Here is a 12181-nt window from a genome sequence, read left to right as displayed (position 1 = left end):
TGGGATAGTCCGCCCCGTAAAGCACCAGCTTTGAATCCGCCCTAATTTTCCTAGATTAGGAAACTCTATAACAGATTGATTTTGATTGATTGTCATAATTTTTGATCCCGTCCACGCAATGTCTCTATAGCTTGATAAAGTCCCTGACGATTAACTTCAAACATAGGAACTAGCTTGGCAATTGCCTCAGCAGTGGTGGATTCCCAACGGTGACGGGGGAAAGGATTAAGCCAAGCAATGGGAGGTACATAGTGTTTTAACTCCTTCAGAAAAAATTTGGTGCGACGACGACGCCTAGAACTAAACTGTCCACGAGCAGCCCCGGCATCACTAAAAATTAGGCAAACTACTCGTGTTTTTGGCAGTTGTGACAGACAATCTTCAATGGGTACTGCTTCTAGGTGGTATGGATCGTGGTAAAGATAGTCACTGGGACAGTTATGGAAATAATAAACCCTGACCTGATTAAAACGTCCACCTCTTGAGGCTGTATCGACCAATGCTTGTGAAAAGTGATGAAAAGGCACCATCGAGCCATCTTGATCAATCAGCAATAAAAGCTCTATCTTATTGATGCGACGAGGTTTTACTACCGGATTCAGTAGAAAACCCTGTTGTCCAATTTGCTCTACGGTTGCTTCCAGGTCTAGTTCCGTTGGTACCCCCTCTCCCATCAAATGTCGCAGATACCGCCACCCCTGCTTCATTTGCCGATAGGTAACCGGAAGATCGTTATTTATAATCAGGAAAGTCTCTCCCAGCTGACTGTCAGGCTGTTTGATTGCCTTGGAAACTTGTATTTCGTCAAATAGGGTTTGAATAACTTGAGGGGAAAGCTTAGGTATCGGTAAATTGGTCAGATATTCAGTATCTTCGTGATCAGAAGCACTAATTATGTGGCGCAGACTTCTCATTTTAATAACAATCAGTAGGGTCAACAAGCCTGCAATTATAATCAGACCAAGTTCCCACCAAGAACCAAACCGTTCTACTAAAGATTCTACTAAAGAATAAAACCAAGCAAATAAGTCTAAATCTTCTGAATCAGTAATAGTCAATGTAGCAGTGTCTTGTAGATTTATTTTGACTTGCCCTTGGGGGTTAGTTAATCGCAGAGTAATTTGCTCATCACCCTCGAATATTGTGTCATCTAAGATAGGTATAGGTACTTCCTGTACTGCAGATTGACCATCAGTAAAGGTTACAGTGATAGATTTTTGTTTAAAGTCTTTAAGTGATGATTTTATTTTTATAAAAAAATCGTCTGTTTCCTCTCTAATCAATTTCCAATAATCAACTGATCGTCCTAAATAATAATCATCTGTTTCATCAATAATAATTGTTGCACTCACCTTACCTCTACTGCCACCAGTGCGGGCAATCAGAATTTTGGGATTTTTGTCATTCTCTTGTATAGTGCCAAGGGAGTTAGAGAAGGGAATAGTCTTAAAGCTTAAAGTCCCAGGATTTTGTTGAAGTAGTGTTGACCATAAGAAAGGAATTACAATAGCTGTTACTAAGAAAGCAATAACTCCAAAAATAATGTACCAAATCCGTCGAATAGGTTTACGCTGTTTGGTATTGGCATCAATGTCTTGTCTAGTATCTTCGGGAATTAACTTGTCAAAATACTCTTGAAAGATAAGTTGCTCCTGTTCAGATTTAACCCAAAGGGTAGAACAAAGTTGAGCTAAGGCATTGCGGTCATCCTTACCGAAACCACCATCCACTGCTTGGAGCAACAGGTGATATTCCTGTAACCCTAAGGGTAGCCCTGCTTCTCGGAGACGATTGAATAACTCTAGCAGTGCTGGCTCATTCATTGGGTATCCTCACTTAGCTAACGGGGGGACAGAGCGGGTATAGCCATTGTGTAGCAAGGGATACAGCAGATGAAGGAAAAAAAAGATAGGTCAAATATAGTCATGCTGACCTATCTAGCAAAAATGATAGCTAAACCATACCAGAAAATCCTACAAAATAAGCTGCATCACACCAGGTATTTGTTACTAATCTTAGTCGTTGCCAGCCTACAATTGCTCAGACAGGTCAAACTAGAAGTGTTAGCTGAAGCGCTGCCGTTACCTATTTTATTTGAAAGTCGTCGAAAGAAATTACGTCGGTTTTTGCGCATCAAACAGTTCAATATTGAAACAATCTGGTTTCCCTGCGTAAGTGCTCTGGTAGAAGAGATGTTTAACCCGAACGATAGGATATATTTAGCGATAGACCGTACCAGTTGGGGGGTGATTAATATCTTGATGGTTAGCGTGATCTATGATCATCGTGCCTGGCCGATTTACTGGGAGTTGTTGGATAAAAAAGGCAGCAGTAACTTTGATGAGCAAACGGCTGTTTTGGCTAAAAGTCTTGGGTTACTCTCCAACTATAGCGTAGTGGTGTTAGGAGACCGGGAATTTTGTTCACCCAAACTGGGCAACTGGCTGAGCTTCGAGGGTGCATACTTTTGTTTGAGACAGAAAAATAATACCCTTGTTTGGCAGGATACTGAGGTGGCTCGGGAGTTGAAAGACTATGGAGTTAAACCAGGAGTAAAACTATTTATTAATGACTGCCATGTGACGAAACAAAAAGGATTTGGGACGTTTAATATAGCCTGTAAGTGGAAGCGGACTTACCAGGGATTTAAGACGAAAGAACCCTGGTATATTTTGACTAACTTTGATGATGTTGAACCGGCTATTGTAGCTTACCAAAGACGATTCTCAATAGAGGAAATGTTTCGAGATTTCAAGTCGGGAGGCTATAGTCTTGAAGGGTCTAAACTGAGTGGTGAGTATCTATCAAAACTGATGATTATTGTGGCGATTGCCTATACCAGTGCGATTCTCCAAGGGCGACACATTAAGCGAATGGGAATTCAAAAATATGTGGTCAGACCAGAAACCCAATCAAGTGGACAACGGCAACATAGCGCTTTTTATGTTGGCCTACATCAGCATTCGTGGCTTTTCTTAAGGGGATTATGCCAAAAAATAGTGGACGAACTTTTGGAAATTAACCGTCGTTGGCTCAATTATTACAAGAAGGGTGAGCGGGCTATAGAGTTTGCACTGTGTACGTTATAAGCTTTATGTCCCCCTGTCAGCTCACTTAGCCTGAGATAACTAATATGTGCTTCCCAACTCTTTAGCAATACTTCTAAATAGGGAAGCTGTTTTTGGGATAATTTTCGTAATGCTTCTTCTAGAGTATCTTGCTTTAGGGCTTGAATCCAATCCAATAACTCACTGGTACTTACTTTTTTACTAGATCGTCCAGTTTCCTCTGCCATTAATTCACGCAATTCTAAAAATCGGGAAACGGATTTTTTGGTGAGTTCATCGGCAATATCTGGAAATCTAGCTTTGACAATATGGACAATCTGCTGGTATTTAGGAAATTTAACGTAGTGGAATAAACACCGGCGTAGGAAAGCATCCGGTAAATCTTTCTCATCATTACTGGTTATAAAGATAATCGGTGCAGCTTTGGCACGGATTTCCATTTCTTGATCATCGACTCTAACTTCTTCAACTTTAATAATTTGTTCCTCAAGTTCTAGAAGCAAGTCATTAGGGAAATCAATATCAGCTTTATCAATTTCATCAATCAAGACCACCGTAGGTTTCTCATTATTAAAAGCTCGTCCCAATGGTCCCAGACGCACATAGGAGGTTGGGTGATCAAATCGTTGCTTTTCTGCCTTTGTCAAGGAACCAGACGCCGCCAATTGAGCATCCCGCAACCTGCCCACGGTATCATAGGTATAGAGTCCATCTTTGGCTCGGCTAGTGGATTTGATATACCAAGCCTCGAAAGGCAGTCCTAACTCATAGGCTACTGCGATCGCTAATTTGGTTTTACCACATCCAGGCTCACCCCTTAGCAGTAGTGGACGCTTTAAGTAAATCGCTAAATTCACTGCGTCTATTAATTCTTTGCTAGGCAGATAGGGATAAATGAGTTTGCCCTGATAGGTTTCTCCAGGGGTTTTGGGTTGAACTCGACCGGTGTATTTAGGATAATTTTTATTTACAGGCGAAACCATTTTCCCTCCTGGTCATACCAATTACAGCCGCAGAGATCACAAATTTTATAAAACGTAGGATCTGGAATGCCTTTCTTTGCCAACAGTATTTTAACCGTTTCCTCTTTATCATCGGAAAGTTTTTCTGGTAAATAGTCTTCTTGGTGATCGAGCCAAGTTCTAATGGTTTCGCGACAAAAGGGGATAATTTCTGGCAATTCAAAGGGAAGTCTAGTTTTAAAATCAGGTTGGTAATCAGTGACAAAACCAATATTCCAAGACCTGACCAATCCTTCATAATCCAGAAAAAAGATTAACAACTTATATTGATTTGGTTGATGTTGGGATATCTTTTGAACTAGCCCAGTCCATAAATTTTCAATTAAATCTCTCAAATTATCTTCAATTGATTCATCGACATTGTTAAAACAGATCAAAACATGCTGGGATTGCCATAACTTTAACAGTCCAGTCACAATCTCACCAGGAGAGCTTTCTTCTGCTAAACTAATTCTACCTGCAAATTCTTCCCAAATACTGGACATATCAGTCCTTAAGCTTCTTCGGTTTAGATCAATAAGGATAGTTTTACCTGCCAAGTTTCGGGCAGCATTAAAGGCTAATCGATTCGCTAACCATCGTTGACCATAGTCACGGGACTTACCATGAATGAGAAATGCACCGTGAGATTCTTGATGGGTTCTGACAATTTTTTCAAATAGCTTTTGTTGCTCCCAATACCCCAACTTTAGCAAAACTTTATGTAAGGTATCAACGTTTTGAGGTTTGTTTATAGGCTGAGAAGGATTGCCTCTCTGATAGTTCTCGATTTTTTCTTCTATATCATCAAGTTTTTCTTCTATATCATCAATTTCCTCAGATATTTTATCCTTCTCTTTTTTACATTCTTTAATATCCTCCTCAAGCTTAATTTTCTCTCGTGTATCAGTCTCATAATCGCACTTTTTTCTGAGTCTATTCAACTTTTTGCGTAACCTTTCATGGGTTTCTTTCAAATCTTCTAGATCTCCGTTCAAATCTTCTTGTTGTTGCTTCAAGCGTCTAAGTGAGGGCATTGGTCACTCTCAAGATTTAGTCTAAGATAGTAGTTTTCCACCTTACTCCTGATTTTAACTGGTACAGCCGGGAATTGAGGCTTCTGGCCAATAAACTAGAGGATATTTCTCCAGAGGCATCAAGGGTTGCGAATGAGATCCACCCTTTACCTAACCCATGTCAGGCTCAATACTGCTGACCCAATCCTAATCTGATGGGTTGCTTTTTGGTTAGAGTTTGCCAATATCTGCTTAGCCTGATAAGCTGGTTTTAGTTCTGTAATTAACTCATCTAACTTCAGTGCTCGTTGTCGTAGATAATAAACAAGATAATCATAGACTAATTGATAGCGGTCAGCAACAGTATCCGGTACTTTAACTACCAAGCCTGACTCTACTAAAATCCTTAACACCAACTCTAATTTATCAGCTTCTGTTCCTAAATGATTAGCTAACTCAGCTTTAGTCTTCAGGGGACGATTGCCTTTTTCATCTGTCAGTAAATATAGCACCAGTTCCGCCACCTGCTGATTCTCTGGTCCACAATCCTCCACTACTCCAGTCAAATACCGCGCCATCAATCCTTGCTTTGAACCCTGTTCCCAATAGTGTTCCAGGGTAGTAATACTCTCCGCCTGCAATTGCGCTCCTACTATCTGCAATTCCATCGGACGTACTTCCGAGCACTCCCCAGCTAAATCCTGTACCAATTCTTCTATCAAAGCTGGTTCCAGGTAACAAGACGATTGTTTAGTTACTTGCTCAATCACGGACTTGGCATCATCTCGGGAAAAATTCCCTAGAGGATAGCGCACATGCTTACTCAATATGTCATTGCCAATAATGTCCATACTGGCCATGGGATTAACGCTACCCGACCATGGTGCGCGTTCGCTGAAAGCGGGACGAAGTCCATCGCATTCCAGTAAATAATGGAGATAATCCTCCCGCATCGACAGAATCACCTTCACTGAAGGACTAGTAAGACACTCTCCTAGGAATTCAAAAAATTGCCGTCGCTCAGCTTTATCCCGGTAAACAAAGAAAAAGTCTTCAAACTGGTCAAAAATCAGTACTGTCCGCAAATTGTGCTGTTCATTTTGCCGCAATTGCTGTATAATACTATCTGGACTTTGTAGGGATGTTCCATGGAATGTTTCTATATTTATTCGGTTTAATCCCTCTGCCAATAAGCGTCCCAATTCTTCTACCCAATTGGTATAGACTGCCATCACTACAGGCAACACCTCTTCTGTACCAATCACAGTCTGTTGCAACCCTGGTACTAATCCCCCATTAACCAGAGAACTCTTGCCCACCCCCGATTCCCCATGAATCACAATTAGCTTGTAATCATTGCTTCCAATCCGTTCAAGCAATCGATTGACATCCTGCTGTCGCCCAGACGCTGCAATTTCTAGCGCTATAGTTTCTCGATTTTCCTCCTCCAGGGGTGCAAGGGGTTGCGCTCCGATTAAATTTGTTGGCAACCCCACCAACCTGATCCGTTGTCGTGGCTGTAATCCACCAGCACCAATAAATCCTCCCCAACCATACTGTTGCCCTAGGGATTGTTGATATTGCTTAAGTTGGAAAGCTTGGAGATACTGCCCCTGCTGGAAATAAAGGGAACGTAATGCCTGCAAAATCCGACTGTAAAACCGAGGATTATCCTCAGGTGCAATAACTCTTGCCTGTTCTAGATGTTGGAGTGCCGCTTCAGGGTGACCCAGCCGTTGCTCAGATTCAGCTAACAGTAGTAGATACAGACTCGTTTGAAGTGAGTGCATGGTCTGGAGTGCATTGTCCTGAATGCTGACTCCTGAGTTACAAGCGTTTTCAGATGAATTGACCTCACTACCTTTAGCTGCAAGCCCCCTAAATCCCCCAATTCTGGGGGACTTTAACTCAATTTCCCCCTCCGGTGCGCTTTCCGTAGGCGAATTAAATTCGCCACGGGTCGCACCGCAAAGTTGGGGGGCTAGGGGGGCGAAATTTGCTGTAAGAGATGGTTTTGTGCCCTCTATGCCTTCTGTTTCCTCTGTGCCCTCTTGGGTAACACCATAGGAAACTTTCCCTATAGTATCTAATGCTTTCTGAGCATTTTGCTTAGCTTCTTGCCAACGAGATTGGTTAAGAGCGACTTCTGCTAAAAATCCGTAAGCTTGGGCTTTTAGTGGTGCCAGACCTTGCGCCCCTAATAGGATTTGGCGTTGCTGTAACCCTAGGGCATTGTGAGCCAAGTGATACAAATCATCCCAATCCTCTAGGCGTTGCATCACCTCACCTAGTTGATTGATAAACTTTGTGACTAAATCATGACGATTCAACTGCTCAAACCGATCAAGACACTGCTGGAATAATCCTCTAGCATCGTTCCAATAGAGACAGTTTTCTGGTTCCCGAGACTTTTCCCCCTGCTGGAAATAACACAACCCAATGTAAAACAGGACNCGCCCCCTGACCCCCAATCCTGGGGGAGAAAAGTAAGTTAAAGTCTCCCCCGGTGCGCTTTCCGTAGGCGAATTAAATTCGCCACGGGTCGCACCGCAAAGTTGGGGGGCTAGGGGGGCGAAATTTGCTGTAAGAGATGGTTTTGTGCCCTCTATGCCTTCTGTTTCCTCTGTGCCCTCTTGGGTAACACCATAGGAAACTTTCCCTATAGTATCTAATGCTTTCTGAGCATTTTGCTTAGCTTCTTGCCAACGAGATTGGTTAAGAGCGACTTCTGCTAAAAATCCGTAAGCTTGGGCTTTTAGTGGTGCCAGACCTTGCGCCCCTAATAGGATTTGGCGTTGCTGTAACCCTAGGGCATTGTGAGCCAAGTGATACAAATCATCCCAATCCTCTAGGCGTTGCATCACCTCACCTAGTTGATTGATAAACTTTGTGACTAAATCATGACGATTCAACTGCTCAAACCGATCAAGACACTGCTGGAATAATCCTCTAGCATCGTTCCAATAGAGACAGTTTTCTGGTTCCCGAGACTTTTCCCCCTGCTGGAAATAACACAACCCAATGTAAAACAGGACTATTCCCTGACGCTCCAGGAATTGCTGATCAGAAACGGTAATCTCATTGACCGTAGTATCACTGCCGTTTTCTAAATTATCTAAATCTTCTAAATAATTTAGATCTGCTAAGTTCTCTAGATCGTCTAAGTTCTCTAGATCGTCTAAGTTCTCTAAATTAGATGAAGAAACATGCTTCTCACTCTCCCCATCTCCTGATCTCCTGATCTCCTGATCTCCCCATCTCTCAGTCTCCCTTGGCGCTGGTTGCCAAAATGCCAAACTTTGCTCATAGTGAGTTACTGCACTACCCAACTGATAGTTAGCATAAGCCTGTTGACCGCGAAGGAATTCTATACTAGCTTTGAGCGCAGGTTCAAGGGTTTCACCCCGATGCTGTAAATCCTTCAGAGCAGCATCAATTTCCCGGTGACGTAGAACACCTATATCAGTAGGGACAAAGTATGCTATGCTTCTGGATTTTAAAATATAGTCAAAGATAGCATCGGTAGTCTCTTGGAGTTCAGTAATTAAGGTTTCTGTTGCGTTCGCAAATTCTATCGGTGTCCCCAAACTCTCGAAATCTGGAGCAAACTGGGTTAGTTGCTGCTGAATGTCATCTGTAATCCATAACACTAAGGGGAAAGGAAGATTTTTCTGAAACTCTTCGAGCAGTTGATTAGTCACACTCAGCATCTGTGCTAGATTCTGCACCGATTCTAAGCCCAACACCATCACAGCAGTAGGGCGTTCTTCTCCCACTATTGACCGAATGGTGTGATATAGAACTTTGTCCGATGGCTTAAGGGTGAGGGTATTAATGTCAACCGAGCAGAGTGTTGGTAATTGCGCTACCAAACGGAAACGCACCCTGATATAATTACAGCGGGCTAAAATCAGCTTGAACTGTCCCTGAGACGCTTCTACTGCCGACGCCAGTTTTTTCAGGGCATGCTGATTTTCAGTTGCGATCGCATTAGATTTATCCATCGACCAATGTAGGGTCTTCCCGCCATTCAAGTAGCCATCTCAAGTGTCAACTGTAACATCCAAACTCCAAAAAGGTAGGCCAAAGGCTAACCACCGTCAACCACCGATCGCTAGGATAACTGTTGCTAAGCCAGTCACACTCAGACGGTCTTCGTTATAGAAGGCGGTACGCACTACTAAATCGAGATAAACTCTGGGGCGTAATTCTCCTTGCCAACTGATCGAGTCACCCCCTTGGCGGTAAGGAGACTCTCCGGCTGGTAATCCACCCAACTGCGCACCTTTTTCAGTTTTGCCCGTATAACTCAAAGTGGTGCCAGGAATTGTTTCTCCCTGCTTGACTCGGTATAACACTGGAACCTTGTAAACCACTATACTGGGGTTTGTTTTGTCCGCTACCTGCGGTACTAAACCCGGTTTAGAAGATACCCCATCTACCGTTAGACGAACAGTACCACCAGCTTGTAGGCGTTCCTCACTATAAACTAATACCCGTTGATTGAGGCGCATTTCGACTCCCCTCAGGGGACTTCCAGTCCAGTCAAGAGAGTCACCACTGCGCTTGAATGCACGCTGTCCATTGATCAACACTTCAGCAGTTTTATCCTCCGTCCTACTGATGTACCGAATATCAGTCCCTGGTATCAATGAACCAGCTTTCACCTCCTGGGTAACTGGTCCTTTGTAGACCAAGGTAGAGTTTGACCGAGGCTGACGTTCCAGTAGACTGCAACTAGTCGTTATAGGGACAACAGCCAACAGCACCGTTGTGGCAATTAGTAAACGTTTAAGCAAACTCAGTGCTGAGTTTTGAGTGCTCAGTCCATTGTCTTGAGTTTTGAGTCCTAAGTGCATTGTCTTGAGTGCATTGTCTTGAGTGCATTGTCTTGAGTGGTAAGACGTGCTCAAGACTGAATCACCTAGTCTATGGTCAGCTCTTGCAGTGTAGGATCTGTTTTCCAAGTCAGGTTTCATGTTTCGCCTCTTTTACATGCAAGCTTGCCCCCTGATCTTCCCAGAGATAAGGGGGGATACCCTTTTGCTTGTCTTAATTCCTACTATAGCGATTACCAAAACCTATCTGGCTTGGTTAACATCAAATTGGTCACCATTTCCGGAGTAAGGGCTTCATCAAACAAGAATCCTTGTCCATAGTCACATCCTAAATCTTGCAAAATATCCTTTTGTTCTTGGGTTTCTATGCCCTCAGCAATTACCTCAATTTTTAGCTTTTTAGCTAGATTAACTATCGCTTCTAGCGTATCCAAAGTTTTGCCATTTTTTGGAAATCCTTTGCTAAGAAAAGAACGGTCAATTTTCAGGATATCAATTGGCAAATCATTTAGATAGGAAAACGATGAGTATCCGGTGCCAAAATCATCGATACACAATTTTATATTTCTGTCTTTAAGTTTCTGCAAGATAGTGCTAGCAACTGAGGCATTATCTACCAACACACTCTCAGTAATTTCCAGCTTCAAGTTCGCCCCACTCAATTCTAAGGTGGTGCAGATTTGGTCAATCTGGTCAATCAGCTGGGGTTGGTTGAGTTGAATACCAGACAGATTCACACTGATACTCAAAGAAGAATAATCAGGAAACTGGTCTTGCCAAAAGCTTAACTGTTTGCAGGCTTCCCGCAAAATCCATTCCCCAAGGGGGATAATTAGTCCTGTTTCTTCTGCTACCGGAATAAACTCACTAGGACTAACCTTGATGCGAGTGCGGTGCTGCCACCTCGCCAAGGCTTCAAAACCAATAGTTTTGCCCGTTGTCAGGGACACTATTGGTTGATAATTCAGATGCAATGTTTCGTATTTAATTGCCTGTTGTAAGTCGGTTTCTAACTGTAGTCGCTCAATAGCTCTCTGTTGCATACTAGGATGAAAAACTTCTGAGGAGCCAATACCTTCTAATTTGGCATAATACATCGCCGTATCTGCCCCTCGCAGCAAATCTTTCGGTTGCTCATACCCCATGGTACTCAGGACAATACCAATGTAGCAATTAGAAGACACGACTCGCCCATTGAGTTCAAATGGGATGGAAATCTCCTGATGGATACGCTCAGCTGTCTCTTTCACCTGATCTAAGTCTTGGATATTCGAGAGCAAAATCCCAAATTTATTCTCTCCCATCCTCGCCACTATATCCTGAGCACCGATGCATTCCTGTAAGCGTTGAGCAGTAGCAACTAGGAGTTGTTCACTGAGTAGATCACCTAGACTGTATTGGATAAGTAGGTAGCGACTGAGAGTCAGACATAGCACAGCAAATACATTATCCTTCTGAGTGTTTCCAACAATTGGTTCATCCCAGCAAAGAGTTGGTAGAATCGGGTATGCCATCGGTAGACATTTGCGATTGTGAATTGGCTTTACTGGCTTAAACCACTGGCGAAGGTAGTATAAAAACAATGTCCGATTAGGCAAACCGGTCAATTCGTCATAAAACGTCAGGTCTTGTAACCTCTTGATTGCCTTCCGGTAATTTTTGCGCACCTTTGCTTCTCTTAACTCCCGCTCCACCGCCGGAACTAATCGTGCTAACTGGTGTTTAAGTAAATAGTCATGGGCTCCCGCTTTCATAGCAGCGATTGCCATATTTTCCTTAATCGAGCCGGAGACGATAATAAACGGTAAGTCTAACCCTTTTTTTTGTAACAGGAGTAAGGCACTAATGGCGCTAAACTTAGCCATGAAGTAATCAGCAATCACCAGATCCCACCCTTTATTATCTAGGGCTTCGTTCATTGCTCCTGGTGCTTCCACTCGTTCATAAATTGCTTCGTAGCCACCATTTTTTAGTTCAACCACTAGCAACTCAGCATCATATTCTGAGTCTTCGACAATCAAAACTCGCAGTGGTTTATTCATAGATTTATCCTATCTATTGATCAATAAGTTCCTAGTTGATTAGAAAGATTCTGTGTAAGCATTCAGCTATCAGCTATCAGCTAAGTAGTCGGACAAAACTAAAATTAACTCTTTAAATAGGGAGCAGGGACTTCGGAGCAGGGAGCAGAGGGACTTTTGGCAACTTTACACAAATTAATACAGCGATGCAGCAAGGGAACAGGGGAGGCAGCGCGG

Annotated in this window: 7 protein-coding genes; 1 reads left to right on the top strand and 6 read right to left on the bottom strand. The window is 42.9% G+C overall.

The genetic code is table 11. The features are described 5' to 3' along the window. Positions 1-92: 92 nt before the first annotated feature. Positions 93-1823 carry a Calx-beta domain-containing protein gene (locus BJP37_RS03200; RefSeq protein WP_075896417.1) on the bottom strand — a complete coding sequence of 577 codons (1731 nt, stop codon included), beginning with the start codon at positions 1821-1823 and terminating at the stop codon, positions 93-95. 69 nt (positions 1824-1892) lie between these two features. Between BJP37_RS03200 and BJP37_RS03195 the strand changes: the two genes are divergently transcribed. After that, positions 1893-3089: an IS4 family transposase gene (locus BJP37_RS03195; protein ID WP_198953943.1), complete on the top strand. Its 1197-nt coding sequence runs from the start codon at positions 1893-1895 to the stop codon at positions 3087-3089. Here the strand turns inward: BJP37_RS03195 and BJP37_RS03190 are convergent. From BJP37_RS03190 to BJP37_RS03170, 5 genes are all read right to left on the bottom strand, one after another. Then, positions 3041-4051 carry an AAA family ATPase gene (locus tag BJP37_RS03190; RefSeq protein WP_075896415.1) on the bottom strand — a complete coding sequence of 337 codons (1011 nt, stop codon included), beginning with the start codon at positions 4049-4051 and terminating at the stop codon, positions 3041-3043. The genes BJP37_RS03195 and BJP37_RS03190 overlap by 49 nt on opposite strands. Further along, a complete protein-coding gene (locus tag BJP37_RS03185) occupies positions 4036-5106 on the bottom strand; it encodes a hypothetical protein (protein WP_075896413.1) in 1071 nt (356 codons plus the stop codon). The genes BJP37_RS03190 and BJP37_RS03185 overlap by 16 nt, the downstream gene beginning before the upstream one ends. A gap of 146 nt (positions 5107-5252) precedes the next feature. Next, on the bottom strand, positions 5253-6875 hold the full coding sequence (locus BJP37_RS44840) for an nSTAND1 domain-containing NTPase (RefSeq protein ID WP_438941523.1): 1623 nt from the start codon (positions 6873-6875) through the stop codon (positions 5253-5255). A 2310-nt stretch (positions 6876-9185) separates the two neighbouring features. Further along, entirely contained in the window at positions 9186-10064 is an 879-nt protein-coding gene (locus BJP37_RS03175; RefSeq protein ID WP_075896411.1) for a hypothetical protein, read from the bottom strand. 92 nt (positions 10065-10156) lie between these two features. Further along, the gene (locus BJP37_RS03170) at positions 10157-11965 is read right to left on the bottom strand and encodes a GGDEF domain-containing response regulator (protein ID WP_075896409.1); all 1809 of its coding nucleotides are present in this window, start codon (positions 11963-11965) and stop codon (positions 10157-10159) included. Positions 11966-12181 lie beyond the last annotated feature (216 nt).

This window comes from Moorena bouillonii PNG, from assembly GCF_001942495.1.
Taxonomy (GTDB): domain Bacteria; phylum Cyanobacteriota; class Cyanobacteriia; order Cyanobacteriales; family Coleofasciculaceae; genus Moorena; species Moorena bouillonii.
Note: the sequence above shows the minus strand (reverse complement) of the source record. Positions and strands in the feature narration are given on the sequence as shown.

What these genes read in the sequence shown, in the direction of transcription:
- BJP37_RS03195 (WP_198953943.1), top strand. Translation starts at nt 1,893, where the DNA reads ATGAAGGAAAAAAAAGATAGGTCAAATATAGTCATGCTGACCTATCTA.
- BJP37_RS03175 (WP_075896411.1), bottom strand. Translation starts at nt 10,064, where the DNA reads ATGAAACCTGACTTGGAAAACAGATCCTACACTGCAAGAGCTGACCAT.
- BJP37_RS03200 (WP_075896417.1), bottom strand. Translation starts at nt 1,823, where the DNA reads ATGAATGAGCCAGCACTGCTAGAGTTATTCAATCGTCTCCGAGAAGCA.
- BJP37_RS03190 (WP_075896415.1), bottom strand. Translation starts at nt 4,051, where the DNA reads ATGGTTTCGCCTGTAAATAAAAATTATCCTAAATACACCGGTCGAGTT.
- BJP37_RS03170 (WP_075896409.1), bottom strand. Translation starts at nt 11,965, where the DNA reads ATGAATAAACCACTGCGAGTTTTGATTGTCGAAGACTCAGAATATGAT.
- BJP37_RS44840 (WP_438941523.1), bottom strand. Translation starts at nt 6,875, where the DNA reads ATGCACTCACTTCAAACGAGTCTGTATCTACTACTGTTAGCTGAATCT.
- BJP37_RS03185 (WP_075896413.1), bottom strand. Translation starts at nt 5,106, where the DNA reads ATGCCCTCACTTAGACGCTTGAAGCAACAACAAGAAGATTTGAACGGA.